The 26279-nt window shown below is 71.0% G+C and carries 6 protein-coding genes; all 6 read left to right on the forward strand.

What is annotated here, in order from left to right; all coding sequences use genetic code 11:
• Nucleotides 1–385: 385 nt before the first annotated feature.
• The 6 genes from glyA to IE206_RS37775 all read left to right on the forward strand — a co-directional run bounded on the left by glyA (nucleotide 386) and on the right by IE206_RS37775 (nucleotide 26204).
• On the forward strand, nucleotides 386–1723 hold the full coding sequence (gene glyA, locus IE206_RS37750; RefSeq protein ID WP_189970539.1) for a serine hydroxymethyltransferase: 1338 nt from the start codon (nucleotides 386–388) through the stop codon (nucleotides 1721–1723).
• Entirely contained in the window at nucleotides 1720–7296 is a 5577-nt protein-coding gene (locus IE206_RS37755; RefSeq protein WP_189970498.1) for a non-ribosomal peptide synthetase, read from the forward strand. The genes glyA and IE206_RS37755 overlap by 4 nt, the downstream gene beginning before the upstream one ends.
• A 7-nt stretch (nucleotides 7297–7303) precedes the next feature.
• Nucleotides 7304–23659 (forward strand): non-ribosomal peptide synthetase, encoded by a 16356-nt coding sequence (locus tag IE206_RS37760; RefSeq protein ID WP_189970500.1) that lies wholly within the window; start codon nucleotides 7304–7306, stop codon nucleotides 23657–23659.
• A 105-nt stretch (nucleotides 23660–23764) separates the two neighbouring features.
• Nucleotides 23765–24442, forward strand: coding sequence for an FMN-binding negative transcriptional regulator (locus IE206_RS37765; protein WP_189970502.1), 678 nt, complete (start codon nucleotides 23765–23767; stop codon nucleotides 24440–24442).
• 185 nt (nucleotides 24443–24627) lie between these two features.
• Nucleotides 24628–25935 (forward strand): lysine N(6)-hydroxylase/L-ornithine N(5)-oxygenase family protein, encoded by a 1308-nt coding sequence (locus IE206_RS37770; RefSeq protein WP_189970504.1) that lies wholly within the window; start codon nucleotides 24628–24630, stop codon nucleotides 25933–25935.
• A gap of 41 nt (nucleotides 25936–25976) precedes the next feature.
• Nucleotides 25977–26204 carry an MbtH family protein gene (locus IE206_RS37775; protein WP_189970506.1) on the forward strand — a complete coding sequence of 76 codons (228 nt, stop codon included), beginning with the start codon at nucleotides 25977–25979 and terminating at the stop codon, nucleotides 26202–26204.
• Nucleotides 26205–26279: the final 75 nt, after the last annotated feature.

Consider the following 26279-nt stretch of genomic DNA (forward strand, 5'->3'; position numbering starts at 1 on the left):
TTGTATTCAACGAAAAAAGCACACGGGCCCCCGGGAAATTGAACACTTGACACCCTTCCGGTGAGAGCCCCGGGCTTCTGAACCACCGCCGTACCGTCACTTTTTGAGCGTCAGCGGAAGGGTTGCCCTTCGGCTGGCGCAAAAGTTATGGTCCAGGCACATCCCAAGGAATTCCGCCGAGTGCCGAAGAATGTCCACCCGGCGTCGATTTCCGAGAAATAGAAAATTCCGTCGTTCCAGTCCTGCAGTCCTTATGGGCAGTGTTCTAACGAGAGATGAGGTGTTGGAGATGGCCGGTCAGTGGCGCACCGCATTGGTGGAGACTGCCCTTGAGGATGTCGCTTCCGAGACGGGAGGGGAGCAGGCCAGGCAGCTGCGGATCGGCATGGACTCCCTGCACCGCACGGACCCGGAGCTCGCGGCCCTGCTTGACGCGGAGGTCCGCCACCAGGACGCGACGCTCGCGATGATCGCCTCCGCCAGCATCGCCGACCCGTCGGTCCTCGCGGCCGGCGGCGCGGCCCTGTCGAACGTGACCGCCGAGGGCTACCCCGGCCACCGCTACCACCCCGGCGCCGCCCGCTTCGACGAGGTCGAGCGCCTGGCGGTCGCCCGGGCCAAGGACCTCTTCGGCGCCCAGTACGCCAACGTCCAGGCGCACTCCTGCTCCTCGGCCAACCTCGCGGTCCTCGCGGCGCTCGTCCCGGCGGGCGGCACCATCCTCGGCCTGCACCTGGACGCGGGCGGCCACCTCACCCACGGCTCCCCGGCCTCGGTGACGGGCCGTCACTACAACGCGGTGCACTACGGCCTGGACGAGACGGGCCGCATCGACTACGGCCAGGTCGCCGAACTCGCCCGCCTGCACCGCCCCAAGCTCATCATCGCGGGGGCCAGCGCGTATCCCCGCACCATCGACTTCGCCCGCTTCCGCACCATCGCCGACTCGGTCGGGGCCTACCTGCTCGCGGACATCTCCCACATCGCGGGCCTGGTCGCCACCGGCGAGCACCCCAGCCCCGTGGACCTGGCGCACATCACCACGATGAGCACCTACAAGCAGCTCGGCGGCCCGCGCGGCGGACTGATCCTGTCCGGCCGCGACCACAGCTCCTTCGGTCCCGACGGCAAGACCCCGCTGTCGCGGCTGATGCAGCGGGCGGTGTTCCCGCAGTCGCAGGGCACGCCCAGCCCGGCCGCCATCGCCGCCAAGGCCCGCGCGTTCGCGCTGGCCGACACCGACGGCTTCGCCGAGACGACGCAGCTGATCGTGGCGAGCGCGAGGGCGCTCGCCGCCGAACTGGCCTCGCTCGGCTACCGGATCCTGACCGGCGGCACCGACAACCACATCGTGCTCGTCGACATCATCGAGAGCGGCCTGAGCGGCGTCGTCGCCGAACGCGCCCTGGAACAGTGCGCGATCCTCGCCAACCGCAACCGCATCCCGGGCGACACCAAGTCGCCGCTGGTCACCAGCGGTCTGCGGCTCGGCACCAACATCCTCGCCCAGCGCGGCATGGGCCCCGCCCAGATGCGCGACTGCGCCCGCCTGATGCACACCGTGCTGGCGGCCACCACCGCCCTGAGCGACACCGAGTACCAGATCGACCCGGCGCTGGCAGCCCAGGTCCGCGAGGACGTCAAGAGCCTGTGCGCCCGCTACCCGCTGCCGCTGGAGCGCTGCGACAGCATCCCCGCATCCCTGATTGGAGCCGGACAGTGAACCACGACCCCCAGGACGCCGCCGCACCGGTGTGGCCGCCGGTGCTGCTGCCGACGGACCGGCCGCGCAGGCCGGGCGTCGGGTCCCGGTGCTCGGCCGTGGCCCACGCGGCCATCGACGTACCGGAGACGGCGGTCGAGACGCCCCGGGACGAGGTGCTGCTCGCCGCCTTCGCAGCCTTCCTCTTCCGCTACACGGGCCAGGAGGCCATCTCCTTCGCCCTTCAGGGCGGCGAGGCCCGCTTCCTGGTCGGCGCCGACGCCACCCTGTGGTCCCTCGCCGACGCCGGCGCGGACGCCCGCACCCCGGGCGCGAGCGTCGCCCCGGTCGCGCTGCGCCTGGCCGGCGACGGTGAAGCAGCCGACGGCGACGCCCCGTTCGAGCTCCAGCTGGTGGTGCGCGGCACCGCCCTGGAACTCCACTACGACGGCGAGCTGTACGGCGCCGCGAGCGCGGCCCGCCTCCTGGCCCACTTCGCCACCCTGCTCACCGACGCGCTCGGCGCGCCCGACAAGGCCGTCGCCGAGCTCCAGCTGCTCACCGACGCCGAGCTGCACACCACCCTCGTCGAGTGGAACCTCACCGAGACGGACCTGCCGCACGACGTCACCCTGCACGAGGCGTTCGAAGCCCAGGCGGCCCGGGACCCCGAGGCCGTCGCCGCGATCCACGCGGGCGAGCGCTACACCTACGGCGACGTCAACACCGCGGCCAACCGCCTCGCCCACCACCTGATCTCGCTCGGCGTCGGCCCGGACGTACGCGTCGGCCTGTGCCTGGACCGCTCGCCGCAGCTCCTCATCGCGGTGCTCGGCATCCTGAAGGCGGGCGGCGCCTATGTGCCGCTCGACCCCGACTACCCGGCCCAGCGCATCGCCACCATGGTCCAGGGCACCGCCTGCGCCGTGATGATCAGCCGCGAGGCGCTCACCGCGAACCTGCCCGACGACGGCGACGCCCGCCCGCTGGTGCTCCTGGACCGCGACGCCGAGATGCTCGCCGCGCTCCCGGCCGGCAACCAGGGCCGCACCTCCGGCCCCGACGACCTCTGCTACATCATCCACACCTCCGGTTCCACCGGCGCGCCCAAGCCGATCGCGCTGCGCCACCGCGGCGTGAGGAACAACCTCGCCGACCTCAACACCCGCTTCCAGGTGGGCCCCGGCGACTCGGTGCTCTCGCTGTCCTCGCCCAGCTTCGACCTGTCGGTGTACGAGTACCTGGGCATGGCCACCTCCGGCGCCGCCGTCGTGATCCCGGACGCGGCCCGCACCAAGGACCCCGCGCACTGGGCCGAACTCCTGCGCACCCACGGCGTCACCCTGTGGAACTCCGCCCCGGCCCTGCTGGAGCTGCTCACCGACCAGGTCGAGCAGAGCGGCTCCGAGCCGCTGCCGCTGCTGCGCCTGGCGCTGCTCGGCGGCGACTGGGTGCCGGTCACGCTGCCCGACCGGGTCCACGCGATCGCCCCCGGCCTGAGGTTCATCGCGATGGGCGGCGCCACCGAGGCCTCCATCCACTCCACGATCTTCGAGGTGGAGCAGAGCGACCCCGAGTGGACGTCCATCCCGTACGGGCGCCCGATGGCCAACCAGCGCACCTACATCCTGGACGCGGCCCTGCAGCCGGTCCCGCCCGGCGTGCCCGGCGAGCTGTACCTGGCGGGCGTGGGCCTGGCCCGCGGCTACCTCGGCCAGGCCGAGCGCACCGCCGAACGCTTCCTTCAGTGGTCGCACGGCGAGGTCACCGACCGGATCTACCGCACCGGCGACCTGGCCCGCCACGGCGCCGACGGAATGATCGAACTGCTCGGCCGCATCGACTTCCAGGTCAAGATCCACGGCCTGCGCGTCGAACTCGGCGAGATCGAGGCCGTCCTTCGCTCGCACCCCGCGGTGCTCCAGAGCGCGGTCGTCGCCCACGACGGGCGGCGCCTGGTCGCCTACGTCGCCACCGGCGGCGCACACGTCGACCTCGACGAACTGCGCACCCTGGCCGCGGCCAAGCTGCCCGACTACATGGTCCCGGCCGCCTTCGTCGCCCTCGACAAGCTGCCGCTCACCCCGAACGGCAAGCTCGACCGCAAGGGCATGCCCGCCCCCTCCTTCACCGACGCCGACTACCGGGCACCGCGCACCGAACGCGAGGAGATCCTGGCCGGTGTCTTCGCCGAGGTCCTGGGCGTGGAGCGGGTCGGCGTCGACGACGACTTCATCGCGCTGGGCGGCGACTCCATCCGCTCCATCCAGGTCGTCACCCGCTGCCGCGCCCGCGCCATCGAGGTCACCCCGCGCCAGGTCCTGCAGTCCCGCACGGTCGCCGAACTCGCCCTGGTGGCCACCGACGCCGACGAGAGTGCCCAGGCGGAGGACGCCTCGGCGCCGCTCGTCGACCTCACCCAGGACGACATCGAGGCCTTCGCCCGCCGCTACCCGAACCTCGCCGACGTGTGGCCGCTGACCGCGATGCAGTCCGGGATGCTCTTCGAGTCGATGCTGAGCGACACCGGCGACGACGCCTACCAGATGCAGACCGTCTACCACCTGTCCGGCGCCGTGGACGCGGACCGCATGCGGGCGGTCGGCCAGGCGCTCCTGGAGCGCTACGCCAACCTGCGGGCGGGCTTCACCGCCGATGCCGCGGGCAACCTGGTGCAGGTCGTCGTCGACGGTGCCGAACTGCCCTGGCGCGAGATCGACCTGAGCGACCTCACCGACGCCGACCGCGACGCCGCCTTCGAGGCGTTCCTCGCCGAGGACCGGGCCGACCGCTTCGACCTGGCCGCGCCCCCGCTGCTCCGCCTGGCCCTGGTCCGCCTGAGCCCCGAGCAGAGCGAACTGGTCCTCTCCTCCCACCACGTCCTGATCGACGGCTGGTCGGAGCAGATCATCGGCCAGGACCTGCTGCGCCTGTACGCGAGCGGCGGCGAGGCGTCCGCTCTGCCCGAGGTGCGCGGCTTCCGCGACTTCCTGGCCTGGCTGGCCCGCCAGGACCGCGCCGAGAGCGCGGCCGCCTGGGCCACCGAGCTCGCCGGGCTGGACGCCCCGACCACGCTGGTCCCCGCGACCGCCTCGCGCACCCAGAACGCGAGCGTCGGCGAGGTCGCCCTGGACCTCACCGCCGACGAGGTACGTCAACTGGCCCGGCGGGGAGCCGAGTTGGGCGTCACCACCAACACGCTGGTGCAGGGCGCCTGGGCGGTGCTCCTGTCCGCGCTGACCGGCCGCCAGGACGTCGTGTTCGGCGCCACCGTCTCCGGCCGTCCCGGCACCCTGCCCGGCGTCGAGTCGATGGTCGGCCTGTTCATCAACACCCTGCCGGTACGGGCCCGGTGCGCGCCCGGCGACTCGCTCGCCGAGCTGCTCACCGGCCTTCAGGAGCGCCAGACGGCGCTGCTCGACCACCACCACCACAGCCTCACCGAGATCCACCAGGCGACCGGCTTCGACGCCCTCTTCGACACGCTGGTGGCGTTCCAGTCCTACCCCGCCGACCGGGCCGCGACGGCCGAGGCGAGCGCAGCGGCCGGCATCGAGGTCACCGGCATCCAGTCGGTGGGCGGCGCCAGCTACCCGCTCGCGCTGATCGTCGAGGCGGACCGGCTCACCCTGCAGTACCACCAGAACCTCTTCGACCGGGGCACCGCCGAGGACATCGCGGCCCGCTTCCGCTCGGTGCTCGGCCAGCTCGCCGACGACGCGGGCCGGCGCATCGCCGCCGTGGACGTGCTCCTTCCCGCCGAGCGCGAGCAGCTGCTCGGCACGTACGACGCCACCGCCGGCGACCTGCCCGACGGGACCGTCACCGCCCTCTTCGAGCGGCAGGCGGCGGCCACCCCGGACGCCGTCGCGGTCCGCTTCGAGGGCAGCGAGCTCACCTACGGGGAGCTGAACGCGCGGGCCAACCGCCTGGCGCACCACCTGGTGCGGGCGAGCGCGGGCCCCGAGTCCGTGGTCGGGCTCGCCGTGGCGCGCACCGCGGACCTGGCGATCGCCCTGATCGGCACCCTGAAGGCCGGCGCCGGATACGTACTGATCAGCCCGGAGTACACCGAACGCCAGCGCGACGTCGTCCTGATGGAGGCGGCCCCCGAGCTGATCCTCACCTCGGCGAGCGCCGCGCCACTGGCCGACGAGCTCCTCCAGGCGGGCGTACCGCTCCTCTCGCTCGACGAACTCGCCCTGGAAGAAGGGGAGTTGACGGCCGATCTGGGTGACCGGGAGCGCAACGCGGCTCTTGGGCCCCAGCACCTGGCGTGCGTGCGCTACCTGTCCGGCGCCAACAGCGGCGTCGCCATCAGCCACCGGGCGCTCGCCAATGGCGTGGTCCGCTTCGCCGGCAGCGCGGGCCTGGTGCCCGGCGCCCGGATGCTGGCAGCATCTCCGCACGGGGACGCGACCGCCTTCGAGCTCCTGACCGGCCTGTGCGCCGGAGCGGGCGTCGAAGTCGTGGCGGACCTTTTGACGCTGGCCCGCCCCGAGGGCTGGAGCGGCGACGTCATCAGCACGGTCGCCCCGCTCTTCGCGGACCTGCTCAACCGCGCGGCCGGCCCCATCCGGGCCACCACCACGGTGTTCACCGGCGACGTCCTGCTCGGCTCGTTCATCCAGCGCGTGCGCGAAGTGATCCCCGGAGTGCGGGTGGTCAGCGCGTACGGGCCGACCGAGACGATCCGCGCGACCGCACTGAGTGCCGCCGAAGGATGGACCGGGCAGGGCGCGGCCCCGCTCGGCTCCGTGCTCGGCAGCATGCGGGCCTACGTCCTGAGCCCGGCCCTCCAGCTCGTACCGGCCGGAGTGACCGGCGAGCTGTACGTCGCGGGCGAGGTGGCCCGCGGCTACCACGGGCACGCGGGCCTGACCGCCCAGCGCTTCATCGCCGACCCGTACGGGGTGCCCGGCTCGCGGATGTACCGCACGGGCGACCTGGCCCGCTGGAACAGCGAGGGGCGCCTCGAATACGTGGGGCGCGGCGGGGTGCAGGCCAAGGTCCGCGGCCACCGCTTCCAGATCGGCGACGTCGAGGCCGCCCTCGCCGCCCACCCGGCGCTCTCCCAGGCGGCGGCCGTCGCCCGGCCGGGCGAGGACGGCAGCGACCAGCTCATCGGCTACGTCGTCCCGCTGCGCGGCGCCACGGCGCCCGAGGCGGAGGAACTGCACGAGTTCGTGGCGCGGAACCTGCCCGAGTACATGGTCCCCGCGACCTTCGTGACGCTGGAGGAACTGCCTCTGGCCGCTGACGGGACCGTGGACCACCGGGCGCTGCCCGAGCCCGGCGCGCAGGGCGCGGACGACGGGTTCCGGGCCGGGCGCACCGAGCAGGAAGAGGCGCTGTGCGCGCTGTTCGCCGAGATCCTCGGCGTGGAGCGGGTCGGCATCGACGACAACTTCTTCGCCCTCGGCGGCAATTCGCTGAAGGCGACCCGGCTGATCGGCCGGATGCGCCGGACGCTCGGTCTCGAAGCGTCCATCAGAACAATTTTCCAGTATTCAACAATTGCGGAGCTTTCGGGTCAGATCCAGGCCACTGCTACGAAGAGCCGGCCCCGTCTGCGCAAGATGACCAAGGAGTAGACCCAAAGTGATCCCCTTGTCCTATGCACAGCGACGCCTTTGGTTCCTCGACCGTTTCGAGGGGCCCTCGGCGACCTACAACGTCCCCCTGGCGTTGTGGCTGACGGGCGACCTGGACACCGCGGCACTCACCGCCGCGCTCAGGGACGTGGTGGGCCGGCACGAGAGCCTGCGCACTGTCCTCTTCGAGGAGGAGGGCGTCCCGTACCAGCGGATCCTGCCGGTCGAGGACGCCGTCCTCGACGTGCCGGTCGTGCCGGTGCGGCCGGACAAGGTGGACGACGCCATTGCCGAAGCGATCAACTACGCGTTCGACCTGTACGCGGAGATCCCCGTCCGGGCCCGGATCCTGAAGCACGGCCCGGACGGGCACGTCCTGGTCCTCCTGTTCCACCACATCGCGGCGGACGGCGAGTCGGCGGTGCCGCTCCTGCGGGACCTGACCGAGGCCTACACCGCCCGCATCGAGGGCGAGGCGCCCGGGTGGGAGGACCTGCCGGTCCAGTACTCGGACTACACGCTGTGGCAGCGCGACCTGCTCGGCGACGAGAACGACCCCGAGTCCATGCTGTACAGCCAGCTCGCCCACTGGCGCGAGGAGCTGGCCGGCATGGACCAGCCGCTCCCGCTGCCGCTCGACCGGGTCCGCCCGTCGACGGCCAGCCACGGCGGCGACACCGTCGAGTTCCACATCGAGCCCGAACTGCGGGCCGCCGTCGAGCAGTTGGCGCAGGACAAGGGCCTGACCGTCTCGATGGTCCTGCAGTCCACGCTCGCCGTGCTCCTGCACCACCTGGGCGCCGGCACCGACATCCCGATCGGCTCGCCGATCGCGGGCCGCATCGACGAGGACCTCGCCGACCTGGTCGGCTTCTTCGTCAACACCTGGGTGCTGCGGGTCCAGCTGCCCGGCAACCCCTCCTTCGAGAGCCTGCTCGACCAGGTGAAGGACAAGGCGCTCGGCGCGTACGAGAACCAGGACGCCCCGTTCGAGATGCTGGTCGACCAGCTCGCGCCGGAGCGCTCCACCGCCTACAACCCGCTGTTCCAGGTGTTCTTCGCCTGGCAGAACATCAGCCGCGCCGAGATCGACCTGCCGGGCCTCGAGGCCCGCCTGGACTTCGAGCAGCTGGGCACCAAGAGCTCCAAGTTCGACCTGGAGTTCAACGTGGCCCCGGCCGCCGAGGGCGACGGCGCGCGCGGCACCATCGAGTACGCCACCGACCTGTTCGACCGCGACACCGTCCAGAGCATCGGCGAGCGCTACGTACGGGTCCTGGCCCAGCTGATCGCCGACCCCGCCAAGCCCGTCGGCGCCCTGGAGATCCTCTCCCCGGCCGAGCGCGAGCAGTTCGCCGCGCTCAACGCCACCGCCGCCGAGGTCCCCCAGGTCACCGTCCCGGCGCTCTTCGAGCAGCAGGCGGCGGCGACGCCGGACGCGGTCGCGGTGGTCTTCGAAGACGCCGAGCTGACGTATGCCGAGGTCAACGCCCGCGCCAACCGGCTCGCCCGCGAGCTGGTCTCGCGCGGGGTCGGCCCCGAGTCGGTCGTCGCGCTCTCCCTGCCGCGCTCGGCCGAACTCGTCATCGGCCTCCTCGCGGTCCTGAAGGCGGGCGGCGCCTACCTGCCGATCGACCCGAAGTACCCGAGCCACCGCCTGGAGTTCATCCTCGGCGAGGCCAAGCCCCAGCTGATCCTCACCGACGCCGACACCGTCTCCGTCCTGCCGAAGACCGACACCCCCGTCCTCTTCCTCGGCGACGTCGACCCGGAAATCGGGGACGCGGCCGACCTCACCGACGCCGACCGTTCGGGACCTCTGGGACAGCAGCACCTGGCGTACGTCATGTACACCTCGGGCTCCAGCGGCACCCCCAAGGGCGTCGCCATCACCCACGCCAACGTCGTCAACGGCATCACCCACCTCGCCGAGCGCATCGGCGCAGGTCCCGGCCGAAAGGCACTGGCCGGCACGTCCATCAACTTCGACGTCTCCGCGTTCGAGATCTTCACCAACCTCTGCCACGGCGGCACCATCGAGGTCGTCCGCGACGTCCTGGTCCTGGCTGACCGCGAGCGCTGGGACGGCCACATCATCTCCACCGTGCCGTCCGCCTTCGGCGAGCTCGTCGACCAGATCGCCGACCGCATCACCGTCGACACCCTGGTCTTCGCCGGCGAGGCCCTCCCGGCCTCCCTCGTCACCAAGGTCCGCGAGACGTTCCCCGGCGTACGCGTCGTCAACGCCTACGGCCAGACCGAGTCGTTCTACGCCACCGCCTTCACCGTCGCCGACGGCCAGGAGTGGGAAGGCAGCGGCAACGCCCCGATCGGCCGCCCGCTGGGCAACATGCGCGCCTACGTCCTCGGCCCGACCCTGCGCCCGGTCGCCCCGGGCGTCGCGGGAGAGCTCTACATCGCGGGCAACGTGGCACGCGGCTACCTCGGCCGCCCCGACCTGACCTTCGAGCGCTTCCTGCCCGACCTGTTCGGCACCCCCGGCGACCGGATGTACCGCACCGGCGACATGGCCCGCTGGAACAGCGACGGCCAGCTCGAATACGTCGGCCGCGGCGACTCCCAGGTCAAGGTGCGCGGCTTCCGCATCGAGCCCGGCGAGGTCGAGGCGGCGCTGCTCGCCCACCCCGGCGTCGGCCAGGCCGCCGTCATCGCCCGCGAGGGCCAGGGCACCAACGCCGCCAAGCAGCTCGTCGGCTACGTCGTCCCCGCCTTCACCAGCGACGAGAACAGCCACGACTTCCGCTCCGGCATCGAGGCCACCGATCTGCGGGCCTTCGCCTCGCAGCGGCTGCCCGACTTCATGGTCCCCTCCGCCTTCGTCATCCTCGACCGGCTGCCGCTCATGCCCAACGGCAAGCTGGACCGCAAGGCGTTGCCGGAGCCGGAGTTCACCGGCGGCGAGTACCGAGCGCCGCGCAGCGACGCCGAGAAGGTCCTGGCCGGCGTGTACGCCGAGGTCCTGGGCCTGGACCGGGTCGGCATCGACGACGACTTCTTCGCCGTCGGCGGCGACTCCATCCGCTCCATCCAGGTCGTCTCCCGGGCCCGCGCCCAGGGCCTGGAGGTCACCCCCCGGCAGATCTTCGAGTGCCGCACCGTCGCCGACCTGGCCGACGTGGCCAGGACCGAAAGCACGGGCGGCATCGTCCTGGAGGAGTTCGAGGGCGGCGGCACCGGCCTGCTCCCGCTGCTCCCCATCGCCCAGTACATGCTGGAGCTGGGCGGCGGGTACGACCGGTTCTCCATGTCGCTGCTCGCCGAACTCCCGCTGGACATCGACGAGCCGGGCCTGGTCGCCACGCTGAACGCGGTCTTCGACCGGCACGACATCCTGCGCTCGGCCATCCTCACCGAGGACGGCGGCGCGATGCGCGTCGACCCCGCGGGCTCGGTCGACACGTCCGCGCTGATCCGCCGCATCTCCTGCGACGGCACCTGGGACGAGGCCTGGCAGGCGAGCGCCGAGGCCGAACTCGATGCCGCGACCGGCCGCCTGGACACCGCGGCCGGTGTGATGGCCCAGTTCGTGTGGTTCGACCCGACCGATGCCACCATCCCGGGCCGCCTGGTCATCGCCCTGCACCACGCCGTCATCGACGGAGTGTCCTGGCGCATCCTGCTCCCCGACTTCGCCGCCGCCTGGCAGCAGGTCAAGGACGGCAAGACCCCCGAACTGCCGCAGTCGGGCACCTCGGTGCGCCGCTGGACGCACGCACTGATCGACGAGGCCAACAGCCCCGAGCGCACCGCGGAACTCCCGCTGTGGCGCTCGGTCCTGGACGGCCCCGACCCGCTGCTCGGCTCCCGCGCGCTCGACCCGGCCGTCGACACCCGCACGGCGCTGGACCACCTCACCGTGCAGCTCCCCGCGCACATCACCGACGCCCTCCTGACCAAGGTGCCCGCCGCCTTCCACGGCGGCGTCAACGACGGCCTGCTCGCCGCCCTCGCCCTCGCCGTCGCGAAGTGGCGCCGGGACCGGGGCATCGAGGAGACCTCCACCCTCATCAAGCTGGAGGGCCACGGCCGCGAGCAGGACGTCGTGCCCGGCGCCGACCTGTCCACCACGGTCGGCTGGTTCACCTCGATGTTCCCGGTACGCCTGGACACGGCGGGCTTCGACCTCGACGAGGCGTTCGCGGGCGGTCCCGCGGCGGGCGGCGTCGTCAAGGCCGTCAAGGAACAGCTGCTGGCCATCCCCGACAAGGGCCTCGGCTTCGGCCTCCTGCGCTACCTCAACGAGGAGACCGCCGCCGAGCTGAAGCAGCTCGCCACCGGCCAGATCGGCTTCAACTACCTGGGCCGCTTCTCCTCCGCCGACATGCCGGAGAGCCTGCGCGGCCTCGGCTTCACCCAGATATCCGAGATGGCCGCCCCCCTCGACGAGGACATGCCGGCCATGTCGTCGCTCGAAATCAACTCGATGGTCATCGACACCGATCAGGGCGCCCAGCTGGACGTCTCGGCCGGCTTCCCCGCGGGCCTGCTCGCCCGCGCGGATGTCGAGGAGCTCATCGGGCTGTGGTTCAAGGCCCTGGAGGCCCTCGCGCTGCACGCCGCCGCCCCCGGGGCGGGCGGCCTGACCCCCTCCGACCTGCCGCTGGTGAACGTCACCCAGCAGGACATCGAGGTGTGGGAGGAGCGCTACCCGGGCCTGGTGGACGTGTGGCCGCTCACCGCGCTCCAGTCCGGCCTGCTGTTCCACACGATGCTGAACGACGACTCGTGGGACGCCTACCAGATGCAGATGGCCTTCCACATCGAAGGCCGCATCGACCCCGCCCGCATGCGGGCCGCGGCCCAGGCCATGCTGGACCGGCACGCCAACCTGCGCACCGCGTTCGTCACCGACCTCGCCGGCCACCAGGTCCAGGTCGTCGTCGACGGCGTGGAGGTGCCCTGGCAGGACATCGACCTGCGCGGCCTCGACGAGCAGGCCCGCGCCGAGGCCTTCGACCGGTTCCTCGTCGAGGACCACCGCAGGAGCTTCGACCCGGTCACCCCGCCGATGCTGCGCCTGACCCTGGTGCGCACCGAGGACGACCAGTCCGAGCTCGTCCTGACCGCCAACCACGTCCTGTTCGACGGCTGGTCCCTGCCGATCCTCATGCAGGACCTGCTGCGCCTGTACGGGTCGGCGGGCGACGCCTCGGTGCTGCCGAGGGTCCGCGGCTTCAAGGACTTCCTCGTCCACCTCTCCCGCCTGGACCACGACGAGACGGCCCGCGCCTGGGCCGAGGAGCTCGCCGGGGTCGAGGAGCCGACCATCCTGCTGCCGGGCGCGGCCTCGGAGCACGGCAGCTCCGGCATCGGCCACGTCCAGGTCCCGCTGCCGCTGGAGGAGGTCCGCGAGCTGAACCGGCGCGCCTCCGAGCTCGGCGTCACCGTCAACACCCTGGTCCAGGGCACCTGGGCGGTGCTGCTCGGCCAGCTCACCGGCCGCCAGGACGTCGTGTTCGGCGCCACCGTCTCCGGCCGGCCCCCGGCCGTCACCGGCGTCGACTCCATCGTCGGCATGTTCATCAACACGCTCCCGGTGCGCGTCGAGTACACCCAGAGCGACACCCTCGCCGAGGTCCTGCACAACCTGCAGATGCGCCAGGCCGCCCTCCTGGACCACCACCACTACGGCCTCACCGAGATCCACCAGGCCACCGGCCTCAAGACGCTCTTCGACACCCTGGTGGTGTTCGAGTCCTACCCGGTGGACCGCGACGGGCTCAGCGACGCCAACTCGGCGGCCGGCATCGCCTTCACCGGCATCCGCCCCTCGACCGGCACGCACTACCCGCTGACCGTCATGGCCGACGCCGACCCGCACCTGCGCCTGACCCTGCAGTTCCAGGAGCACGTCCTGGACCGCGACACCGTCGAGGTCATGGCGGGCCGGCTGCTGCGGGTCCTTCGCCAGCTGATCGCCGACCCGACGGTCCCGGTCGGCCGGGTCGACGTCCTCGAGCCGGCTGAACGAGTGCATCTGATTGAGCAGTTGAACGCCGCCGAGGCCCTCACCCCGGACGCGACGATCCCGGCGCTCTTCGAGCAGCAGGCGGCGGCGACCCCGGACGCGGTCGCGGTGGTCTTCGAGGACACCGAGCTGACGTATGCCGAGGTCAACGCCCGCGCCAACCGGCTCGCCCGCGAACTGGTCAGCAGGGGAGCGGGCCCCGAGTCGGTCGTCGCGCTCTCGCTGCCGCGCTCGGCGGAGCTCGTCATCGGGCTGCTCGCGGTCCTCAAGTCGGGGGCGGCCTACCTGCCGATCGACCCGAAGTACCCGAGCCACCGCCTGGAGTTCATCCTCGGCGAGGCCAAGCCCCAGCTGGTCCTCACCGACGCCGACACCGTCTCCGTCCTGCCGAAGACCGACGCACCGGTGCTGTTCCTGGGTGACGTCGACTTCGACGACGTCGACCTGGACATCACCGCCGGGGTCCCCGACCTCGGCGACGGCGACCGCAGGGGCGCCCTGCTCGCCGACCACCTGGCGTACGTCATGTACACCTCGGGCTCCAGCGGCACCCCCAAGGGCGTCGCCATCACCCACCACAACGTGGTCAACGGCGTCACCCAGCTCGCCGAGCGCATCGGCGCCGGTCCCGGCCGCAAGGCGCTCGCCGGCACGTCGATCAACTTCGACGTCTCCGCGTTCGAGATCTTCACGACGCTGTGCACCGGCGGCACCGTCGAGGTCGTCCGCGACGTCCTCGTCCTCGGCGAGAGGGACGGGTGGAGCGGCAACGTCATCTCCACCGTCCCCTCCGCCTTCGCCGAACTCCTCGACCAGATCGCCGACAAGACGTCCGTGGACGTCCTGGTCTTCGCCGGCGAGGCGCTCCCCGCCGACCTGGTCAACCGGGCCCGCGAGGCCTTCCCCGGCGTGCAGATCATCAACGCCTACGGCCAGACCGAGTCGTTCTACGCCACCACCTTCACCGCCTCCGGCTCCCCGGCCGCCCTCGGCAGCGCCCCCATCGGCTCGCCGCTGGGCAACATGCGCGCCTACGTCCTGAGCCCCGGCCTCCAGCCGGTCCCGCAGGGCGTGGCGGGAGAGCTCTACATCGGCGGCAACGTCGGCCGCGGCTACCGCGGCCGCCCCGACCTGACCGCCGAGCGCTTCGTCGCCGACCCGTACGGGGTGCCCGGTTCGCGGATGTACCGCACCGGCGACATGGCCCGCTGGAACAGCGAGGGCCGGCTCGAATACATCGGCCGCAGCGACACCCAGATCAAGGTGCGCGGCTTCCGCATCGAGCCCGGCGAGGTCGAGGCCGCGATCGTGGCGCACCCGGCGGTCGCCCAGGCGGCCGTCATCGCCCGGGCCGGCGCGGGCAGCAACGCGGGCAAGCAGCTCGTCGCCTACGTCGTCCCGGCCGAGGCCGGCGGCATCACGGCCGAGGAGCTGCGCGAGGCCGCCGCCGAGCGGCTGCCCGACTTCATGGTCCCGGCCGTCTTCATGACCCTGGACCGGCTGCCGCTGATGCCCAACGGCAAGCTGGACCGGGCAGCGCTGCCGGAGCCGGAGTTCACCTCCGGTGCCTACCGGGCGCCGCGCACCACCGACGAGGAGACCCTGGCGGGCCTGTTCGGCGAGGTGCTCGGCCTGGAGCGGGTCGGCATCGACGACAACTTCTTCACCCTCGGCGGGCACTCGCTGCTCGCGACCCGCCTGATCAGCCGGATCCGTACGGTGCTCGGCGCGGAGGTCCCGATCAAGGTGGTCTTCGGTTCGCCGACGGTCGCCGAGCTCGCCACCCACCTCTCGTCCGGCGTCAAGGTCCGCACCGCGCTCACCCGCCTGGAGCGGCGGCCCGAGAAGCTGCCGCTGTCCTTCGCCCAGCGCCGCCTGTGGTTCATCGACAAGTTCGAGGGGCCCTCGGCGACGTACAACATCCCGCTGAACCTCAAGCTCACCGGCGACCTCGACGCACCGGCCCTGGCTGCCGCGCTGGGGGACGTCGTGGAGCGGCACGAGAGCCTGCGCACGGTCTACCGCGAGGACGCCGAGGGCGTGCCGTTCCAGCTGGTCGTGCCGGTGGACGAGGCCGTCCTGGACGTGCCCGTGGTGGAGGTGGCGCCCGGGGAGCTGGACGCGGCGATCTCCGAGACCGCCGAGTACACCTTCGCGCTGGAGCGCGAGATCCCGGTGCGCGCCCGCATCCTGGCGATGGGCCCGCAGGAGCACGTCCTGTCGCTGGTCATCCACCACATCGCCAGCGACGGCGAGTCGATGGCCCCGCTGATCCGCGAGGTCTCCGCCGCCTACGCGGCCCGCCGCGCGGGCCAGGTGCCCGAGTTCGCGGAACTCCCGGTCCAGTACGTCGACTACGCCATCTGGCAGCGCGAACTGCTCGGCGAGGCCGACGACCCCGAGAGCGTGCTCGCCGACCAGTCCGGCTACTGGCACAAGGAGCTCTCCGGCATCCCTCAGCCGCTCCAGCTGCCCGCCGACCGGCCGCGGCCGCCGAAGGCCAGCTACCGCGGCGACATGATCGAGTTCACCGTCGAGCCCCAACTGCTCGCCGCCGTCGAGGAGTTGGCGCGCGAGCGCGACGTGACGGTCTCGATGGTCATGCAGTCCGTCCTCGCGGTCCTGCTGCACCAGCTGGGGGCCGGCGACGACATCCCGATCGGCTCGCCGATCGCGGGCCGCACCGACGACGCCCTCGACGACCTGATCGGCTTCTTCGTCAACACCTGGGTGCTGCGCGCCGAACTCGCGGGCAACCCCACCTTCGACGAGCTGATCGCCCAGGTGAAGGACAAGGCCCTCGGCGCCTACGGCAACCAGGACGCCCCCTTCGAGCGCCTGGTCGAGCTCCTCAACCCGGACCGCTCCACCGCGTACCACCCGCTGTTCCAGGTGATGTTCGCCTGGCAGAACTTCGCGCAGGCCGACTTCGACCTGCCGGGCCTGCGCGTGGACTTCGTGCCCGTCATCACCGGCACCGCCAAGTTCGACCTGTTCTTCAACCTGACCGAGGTCACCGAGCCCACCGGCCGCGAGGCCCAGGGCCTCATCGAGTACGCGACCGACCTGTTCGACCGCGCCACCGTCGAGGCGATGGCGGCCCGCTTCGTACGGGTGCTGCGCCAACTGGTCGCGGACCCGGCGGTGCGGGTCGGCCTGGTCGACGTCCTGGAGCCGGCCGAGCGCGAGCTGGTCCTGCGCGGCCACAACAACACGGCCGTGCCGACCCCGCAGGTCACCGTGCCCGGCCTGTTCGAGCAGCAGGTGGCGGCGACCCCGGACGCGGTCGCGGTCGTCTTCGAGGACACCGAACTCACCTACGCCGAGGTCAACGCCCGCGCCAACCGCCTTGCCCGCGAGCTGGTCTCGCGCGGGGTGGGTCCCGAGTCGGTCGTCGCCCTGTCGCTGCCGCGCTCGGCGGAGCTCGTGATCGGCATGCTGGCGGTCCTGAAGTCGGGCGCGGCCTACCTGCCGATCGACCCGAAGTACCCGAGCCACCGCCTGGAGTTCATCCTCGGCGAGGCCAAGCCCCAGCTCGTCCTGACCGACGCCGAGACGGTCTCGGTCCTGCCGAAGACCGACATCGAGGCCCTGTTCCTCGGCGACGTCGACCTGGAGAACGGGGACGCGGCCGACCTGACCGGCCGCGACCGCACGGCCGCCCTGAAGCCGCAGCACCTGGCGTACGTCATGTACACCTCGGGCTCCAGCGGCACCCCCAAGGGCGTCGCGATCAGCCACCACAACGTCGTCAACGGCGTCACCCAGCTGGCCGCACGCATCAACGCGGGTCCGGGCCGCAAGGCGCTGGCGGGCACCTCGATCAACTTCGACGTCTCCGCGTTCGAGATCTTCACCAACCTCTGCCACGGCGGCACCATCGAGGTCGTCCGCGACGTCCTGGTGATCGGCGAGCGCGGCGGCTGGAGCGGCAACGTCATCTCCACCGTCCCCTCCGCCTTCTCCGAGCTGCTCGACCAGCTCGCGGGCAGCATCGAGGTCGACACCGTCGTCTTCGCCGGCGAGGCACTCCCGGCCACGCTGGTCACCCGCATGCGGGAACTCATCCCGGGCGTCCAGGTCATCAACGCCTACGGCCAGACCGAGTCGTTCTACGCCACCTCCTTCGCCGTCTGGGGCGACCAGGAGTGGGAGGGCATGGGCAGCGCGCCCATCGGAACGCCGCTCGGCAACATGCGCACCTACGTGCTCGGCCCGGGCCTGCAGCCCGTCGCCCCCGGCGTGGTCGGCGAGCTGTACGTCGGCGGCAACGTCGGCCGCGGCTACCTCGGCCGCCCCGACCTGACCGCCGAACGCTTCGTCGCCGACCCCTACGGCGAGCCCGGCTCGCGGATGTACCGCACCGGCGACCTCGCCCGCTGGAACACCGACGGCGACCTCGAATACGTGGGCCGCAGCGACACCCAGGTCAAGGTGCGCGGCTTCCGCATCGAGCCCGGCGAGGTCGAGGCCGCGATGGTCGCCCACCCCGGCGTCGCCCAGGCCGCCGTCGTCGTACGGGCGGGCGCCGGCAGCAACAGCGCCAAGCAGCTGGTCGGCTACGTCGTGCCGGTCGGCGCGGGCGAGCACACCAGCGCCGAGAACGTCGGCGAGAACGACTACGACCTGACGGCCGGAGTCTCCTCCCGCGACCTGCGCGCCTTCGTCGGACAGCGCCTGCCGGAGTTCATGGTCCCCTCCGCCTTCGTGATCATGGACCGGCTGCCGCTCATGCCCAACGGCAAGCTGGACCGCAATGCCCTGCCGGAGCCGGAGTTCACCGGCGGCACCTACCGCGCGCCGCGCACCCCGCAGGAGAAGGTCCTGGCCGCCGTCTACGCCGACGTCCTGGGCCTGGACCGGGTCGGCATCGACGACGACTTCTTCGCCGTCGGCGGCGACTCCATCCGCTCCATCCAGGTCGTCACCCGCGCCCGCGCCCAGGGCGTCGAGGTCAGCCCCCGGCAGATCTTCGAGCAGCGCACCGTCGCCGAGCTCGCCCAGGTCGCCGAGAGCACCGGCACCGCGGTCGTCCTGGAGGAGCTGGAGGGCGGCGGCGTCGGCCTCGTACCGCTCCTGCCGATCGTCAAGTACATGATCGAACTGGGCGGCGGTTACGACCGGTTCTCCATGTCGCTCGCCCTCGACCTGCCGCTCGGCATCGACGAGGAGGGCCTGGTCGCCACCCTCAACGCGGTTGTCGACCGGCACGACATCATGCGCTCGCGCCTGCTCCTGGAGGACGGCGGAGCCATCGAGATCGACCCGAAGGGCACCCTGGACGCGGCCGGGCTCATCCACCGCGTGGAGTGCGACGGGGTGTGGGACGAGGACTGGCAGCGGCTCGCCGCCGTCGAACTCAACGCCGCCACCGGCCGCCTGGACACCGCGGGCGGGGTGATGGCCCAGTTCGTCTGGTTCGACTCCACCAACCCCGAGGTCCCCGGCCGCCTGCTCGTCGCCCTGCACCACATCGCGGTCGACGGCGTGTCCTGGCGCATCCTGCTCCCGGACTTCGCCGAGGCCTGGGAGCAGGTCAAGGCCGGCAAGACCCCCGAACTCCCGGCCGTCGGCACCTCGGTACGGCGCTGGACGCACGCCCTTGTCGACGAGGCGAAGAGCGAGAGCCGGCTCGCCGAGATGGACCTGTGGCGGCGCACCCTGGACGGCCCCGACCCGGTCCTCGGCTCACGCCGCCTGGACCCGGCCATCGACCTCCTGTCCACGGTCGAGCAGTTCACCGTCCGCCTGCCCGTCGCGGTCACCGAGGCGCTGCTCACCAAGGTGCCCGCCGCCTTCCACGGCGGCGTCAACGACGGCCTGCTCGCCGCCCTCGCCCTCGCGGTCGCGAAGTGGCGCCGGGACCGGGGCATCGACGAGCCGTCGACGCTGATCAAGCTGGAGGGCCACGGCCGCGAGCAGGACGTCGTGCCCGGCGCCGACCTGTCCACCACGGTCGGCTGGTTCACCTCGATGTTCCCGCTGCGCCTGGACACCACCGGCTTCGACCTCGACGAGGCGTTCGCGGGCGGTCCCGCGGCGGGCGGTGTCGTCAAGGCCGTCAAGGAACAGCTGTTGGCCATCCCCGACAAGGGCCTCGGCTTCGGCCTCCTGCGCTACCTCAACCCCGACACCGAGGCGGAGCTGAAGCAGCACCCGACCGGCCAGATCGGCTTCAACTACCTGGGCCGCTTCTCCTCCGCCGACATGCCCGAGCACCTGCGGGGCCTTGGCTGGACGCAGGTCGCCGACCTGGACCTGGCCGCCGACCTCGATGCCGACATGCCCGCCATGTCCACCGTCGAGATCAACTCCGCGGTCATCGACACCGAGCTGGGCGCCCAGCTCGACGCCATCGTGGGCTTCCCCACCGGCGTACTGACCCGCGAAGAGGTCCAGGAGCTCGCCGACCTGTGGTGCCAGGCCCTCGAAGCCCTCACCCGGCACGTCGCCGACCCCGAGGCCGGCGGGCTCACCCCCTCCGACCTGCCCCTCCTCAAGAAGGTCTCGCAGTCCGACATCGAGACCTGGGAGCGCGACTACCCCGGTCTGGCGGACGCCTGGCCGCTCACCGCGCTCCAGTCCGGCCTGCTCTTCCAGTCGATGCTCAACGACGACGAGGCCATCGACGCCTACCAGATGCAGATCGCCTTCCACATCTCCGGCCAGGCCGACCCGGCCCGCATGCGCGCCGCCGGCCAGGCGCTCCTGGACCGGTACGCCAACCTGCGCACCGCCTTCGTCCACGACTCCGAGGGCAACCAGGTCCAGATCGTCGTCGACGGTCTGGAAGTCCCGTGGCAGGAGATCGACCTGACCCACCTGCCCGAGGCCGAACGCGACGCCGCGTTCGAGAGGTTCCTGGCCGAGGACCACCACCAGCACTTCGACCCGGTGAAGCCGCCGCTGCTGCGCCTGGCCCTGCTCAAGACGGGCCCGGACAAGTCGGAGCTGGTCCTGACCGCCCACCACGTCCTGTTCGACGGCTGGTCCTTCCCGATCCTGATGGAGGACATCCTCAGGCTGTACGGATCGGCCGGCGACGGCTCGGTGCTGCCCCGGGTCCGCGGCTACCGCGACTTCCTGGTGTGGCTGGACAAGCAGGACCACGACGAGACGGCCCGCGCCTGGGCCGCCGAACTCGAAGGCGTCGACGAGCCGACCATCGTGGCCCCCAAGGGCGCCGACGAGGCCGACGACTCGGCCGCCGGACAGGTCGACGTGGTGCTCCCGATGGACGAGGCGCGTCAGCTCAACCGGCGCGCCTCCGAGCTCGGCATCACCGTCAACACCCTGCTCCAGGGCGCCTGGGCGGTCCTGATCGGCGAGCTCACCGGCCGCCAGGACGTGCTGTTCGGCGCCACCGTCTCGGGCCGCCCGCCGACGGTCACCGACGTCGACCTGATGGTCGGCCTGTTCATCAACACCCTTCCGGTACGCGTCGAGTACGCACCCGGCGACACCCTCGCCGAGATGCTCCAGCGCCTCCAGAAGCGGCAGGCCGCCCTCCTGGACCACCACCACTACGGGCTCGCCGAGATCCACCAGGCCACCGGGCTCAAGACGCTCTTCGACACCCTCGTGGTGTTCGAGTCCTACCCCGTCGACCAGGAGGGCCTGACCGAGGCCAACACTGCGGGCGGCATCACCTTCACCGGCATCCGCCCCTTCTCCGGCACCCACTACCCGCTGACCCTGCTCGCCGACGCCGACCCCTACCTGCGGCTCACCCTCCAGTACAAGGAGGGCGTCTTCGGCCGGGACACCGTGGAGTCCCTCGCGGCATCCCTGGTGCGCATCCTCAGCCAGCTGGCCGCCGACCCGGGCAGGCACATCGCCCAGATCGAGGTCCTGGAGGAGGCCGAACGCGACCGGCTGCTCAACCAGTTCAACCAGGCCGACGACCCCGCGCCCGAGACCACCGTCCCCGAGCTCTTCGAGCGCCAGGTGGTGGCCACCCCGGACGCCGAGGCCGTCGTCCACGAGGGCGTCTCGCTCACCTACCGCGAACTCGACATCCGGGCCAACCGCCTGGCCGTCGAGCTCACCGAGAGCGGGGTGGGCCCCGAGAGCGTCGTCGCGGTCGCCCTGCCGCGCTCCACCGACCTGGTGGTGGGCCTGCTCGCGGTCCTGAAGGCGGGCGGCGCCTACCTGCCGATCGACCCCAAGTACCCGAGCCACCGCCTGGAGCACATCCTCACCGAGGCCGCCCCACAGCTCGTCCTCACCGACTCCAAGACCGTCTCGGTGCTCCCCGACAACGACGTGCCGAAGCTGTACGTCGACGAACTCGACCTCGACAGCGAGCGCGAGGGCGTCGACGACGGCGAGAAGGTCGCACCCCTGCGGCCCCAGCACCTGGCGTACGTCATGTACACCTCGGGCTCGACGGGCAAGCCCAAGGGCGTCGCCATCACGCACTCCAACGTCGTCAACGGCGTGCTGCGCCTGGCGACCCGGATCGGCGCCGCTCCCGGGCGGCGGATGCTGGCCGGCACCTCGGTCAACTTCGACGTCTCCGCGTTCGAGATCTTCACGACGCTGGTGACCGGCGGCAGCGTCGAGGTCGTCCGCGACGTCCTCGCGCTCGGCGAGAAGGACCGGTGGGAGGGCAACGTCATCTCCACCGTCCCCTCCGTCTTCGCCGAACTCGTCGACCAGCTCGCCGACAAGACCACCGTCGACACCCTCGTCTTCGCAGGTGAGGCGCTGCCCGCGAGCCTGGTGCAGCAGATCCGGGAGACCTTCCCGGGCGTCAGGATGGTCAACGCCTACGGCCAGAGCGAGTCGTTCTACGCGACCACCTTCACGGTCCCCGACACCGAGGACTGGGACGGCTCGGGCAGCGCCCCGATCGGCTCGCCGCTCGGCCACGTACGCGCCTATGTGCTCGGCCCCGGCCTCAAGCCGGTGCCGGTGGGCGTGGTCGGCGAGCTGTACATCGCGGGCAACGTCGGCCGCGGCTACCGCGGCCGGGCCGACCTGACGGCCGAGCGCTTCGTGGCAACGCCCTACGGCGCGGCCGGCGAGCGCATGTACCGCACGGGCGACCTGGCCCGCTGGAACCGCGACGGACAGCTCGAATACGTCGGCCGGGGCGATGCCCAGGTCAAGATCCGAGGGTTCCGCATCGAGCCCGGCGAGGTCGAGGCGGCCCTGGTGGCCCACCCGGGCGTGTCCCAGGCGGCCGTCGTCGCCCTGGACGGCGGGGCGGCCGGCAAGCAGCTCGTCGGCTATGCCGTCGCCGAGCAAGGGGCCGTTGACGTGGACGAACTGCGCCGGTTCGCGACGGACAGGCTGCCCGCGTTCATGGTTCCGGCGGCCTTCATGATGCTGGAGAAGCTGCCGCTGACACCGAATGGAAAGCTCGACCGGGCCGCACTTCCGTCGCCGGAATTCGTCGGCGTGGAATACCGGGCGCCCCGCAACGAGACGGAATCGGCACTCGCCGAACTGTTCGCGGACATTCTGGGCCTGGAGAAGGTCGGCATCGACGACAACTTCTTCACGCTCGGCGGGCATTCGCTTCTGGCGACCCGGCTCAACAGCCGGATCCGCGCCAGGATGGATGTGGCGCTGCCCATGCGGGCGGTGTTCCAGTCGCCGACGGTGGCCGAACTCGCGGCCTATCTGGAGGCGGACGCCGATTCCCAGGAGAACGCCGACCCGTTCGCGCGGATCCTGCCCATCAAGACCGGCGGGGACAAGGAGCCGTTGTGGTGGATCCACCTCGCCGGTGGCCTCGCCTGGCCCTACCTGAGCTTCACCGGGCACCTTTCCGGGGAGCGGCCCTCCTACGGAATCCAGGCGCGCGGACTGGACGGCACGCTGCCTCTTCCGGATTCCGTGGAATCTCTGGTGAACGACTATCTGGAGCAGATATTCTCTAACCAGCCCGAGGGCCCCTACCACCTGGCAGGCTGGTCCTTCGGCGGAATCGTCGCCCACGCAATGGCGGCAGAACTCCAGCGCCGCGGCCACGAGGTGGCCTTCCTCGGCCTCCTGGACGCCGCTCCCGCAAGTCACTTCGCCAACAACGCGGAACTCGAAGTGGCCCAGGTCCGGAGTCTCCTCAAGGACCACTCCGGCGAACTGGCCGACAACGGCGAAGAGCGCCTCCTCGAAATCGCATCGTCCATCGTGGTCAACAACGTGGAAATGCTGAAGAAGTTCGACCAGCCCGTCTTCGACGGCGACGCCCTCTTCTTCAACGCGACGCTCAATCCCGAGGCTCCGTACATGGACCAGTGGAAGTCGCACATCCTCGGGTCGCTGACGGTGCACGACGTGAAGAGCACGCACTACGAGATCTGCCGTCCCGAGCACGCGGCCGATATTGCGGCGGCCGTCGACCGTTTCCTCGAAGAACAGTAAGGCGCGCTCCGGCCCCAGGGGCGGCCTGGCTTTCCCGGGGGCGCGCACAGCGCGCCCCCGGGCGGACCAACCACCTTTCCCGGCACCGAAGGATGTGCTTCTTCCATGTTCGTTCCTGCCCCTTATCGTCAGCCGGCCTCCTCCTGGATGGTCGACCTCCTGCGCGGCAATCCGCTGGCACTGATGGTGTCCAACGGCCCCGAGGCCGCCGGCCCCTACGCCACTCATCTGCCGGTGATCCAGGACCCGACGATGACCGAGGAGTGGTCGAAGAACCTGGCGGGCGCCAAGCTGCTCGGCCACATGAACAGGGCGAACCCGCACTGGAAGGCGCTCGAGGACGGCACCCAGGTCCTGCTGACCTTCACCGGGCCGCACGGCTATGTCTCGCCGACCGTGTATCAGGTCACTCCCGCCGCCCCGACCTGGGACTTCACCTCCGTCCATGTACACGGCGTGCTCCGCAAGATCGAGCCGGACGAGGCCGAGGAGGAGACCCTGGAGCTCGTCCGCTCGACCGTCCGCGCCTTCGAGGGCGACTTCGGGGCCGGCTGGGACATGTCCGAGTCGATCGACTACTTCCGCAAGATCCTGCCCGCCGTGGGCGCGTTCCGGGTCGATGTGACCGGCGCCGAGGGGATGTTCAAGCTCAGCCAGGAACAGGACCCCCACGTCCGCGAGCGGGTGCGTGAATCCTTCGCCGGGCGCGACTCCAGCCGCCACCGCGAAGCCGCCGGCCTGATGAGCAGGCTGCCGCCGCCGGGCTGCCCGCACGCCGCCTGAGAACCGGCCCGGAAACCGAAAGAGCCCGAAAAGCAATTTCGCACGGCATCGTGCCGGTGCATAAAAATAGGCCGCCCGGAATTACCCGAAAACAATTCCCCAGAATTCTTTTCGGTCCGGTTGACCGGCCGAAGAAATACCGAGTACGGTCTCAAACAACCACCACGAATCGGCGGGAGAATTGCATGGAAACCCAAGGCGAAGTCTACGAGGTCGTCGGAATCGGATTCGGTCCGTCCAACCTGTCCCTTGCAGTGGCACTGGAGGAGCACGAGAGCAAGGCACACGGAAACCCGATTTCGGCCGCGTTCTTCGAGCGGCAGCCGACCCTCGGATGGCACCGCAACATGCTGCTCCCGTCGGCGACCATGCAGATCTCCTTCCTCAAGGATCTGTCCACGTTCCGCAACCCGGCGTCGCAGTTCAGCTTCATTTCCTACCTGCACTCCGCGGGCCGCCTCGCGCAATTCGTCAACAACCAGAGCTTCTTCCCGACCCGTGAGGAGTTCCACGACTACCTCGAATGGGCCGAGTCCAGCTTCGCGGACCGCGTCTCCTACAGCTCGGAAGTCCTTTCGGTCCGGCTGCCGCAGAGCGAGGGCCCCGCCGACCACGTCGAGGTCCAGGTGCGCGACCGCACCAGCGGCGGATCGCGCACGGTCAAGGCCCGCAACATCGTCGTATCGACCGGCCTCGTACCGAAAATGCCCGCCGGTATCGACCGCGACGAGCGCATCTGGCACAGCTCCGAATTCCTGGAGAAATTCCGGAAACTCGACCACAGCAAGGTCAAGCGGGTGGCCGTGGTCGGTGCCGGCCAGAGCGCCGCCGAAATCGTCCGGTTCGTCTACGACACCCTTCCGGACGCCACCGTCAGCGCGATCATGCCGTCCTACGGATATTCGATCGCGGACGACACCCCCTTCGCCAACCAGATCTTCGACGCCGATGCCGTCGACGACTACTACCACGGCTCCGAGCGCTCTAAGGACTCCTTCTGGCGCTACCACAAGAACACGAATTACGGGGTGGTCGATGACCAGGTCATCAGGGACCTCTACCAGCGCGCCTACGACGACGAGGTGCGCAAAACCCCCCGGCTGAACTTCCTCAACCTCTCGCGCGTCGACGGTGTCAAGCAGGTCGGCGACGACGTGCGGCTCACCCTTCAGTCGGTGCGCAACGAGGAGACGTACGACCTCGACGTCGACGTCCTCATCTGCTCGACGGGCTACGACTCGATGGAGCCCAGCGAGCTGCTCGGCGACCTGGAGGCGCACTGCCTGCGCGACGAGCAGGGCCGGCTCCGGGTCGAGCGGGACTACCGCCTGGCCACCGGACCGGATGTGACCTGCGGTGTCTACCTCCAGGGCGGCACCGAGCACACCCACGGACTGGCGTCCTCGCTCCTGTCGAACATCGCGATCAGGAGCGGCGAGATCGCCGATTCGATTGCCGAGAGGAGGACGCCTCGGCACTACAGCACGGCGTGATTCACGTGACGCGGATGTATCGAAAAGATTAGGAGTTGCCCATGAGCACCAACCCGTTCGACGACGCGGATGGCCGGTTCTACGTTCTGGTGAACGACGAGGAGCAGTATTCGCTCTGGCCCTCGTTCACCGACGTGCCCGCCGGCTGGCGGGTCGCGTACGGCGAGGAAGGCCGCCAGCAGTGCCTGGCGCACATAGAGCAGAACTGGACCGACATGCGGCCCAAGAGTCTGCGTGAGGCCATGGACAGGGACGCTCTCGTCGTCTGATCCGTGGCAGGGAGAGGGCGGGCGAGGAGCCCGTTCCGGCCGACGAAGCTCGGCACGGGCCCCCGCCCCGCCCCC

Source organism: Streptomyces violascens, assembly GCF_014649955.1.
Lineage (GTDB): Bacteria > Actinomycetota > Actinomycetes > Streptomycetales > Streptomycetaceae > Streptomyces > Streptomyces violascens.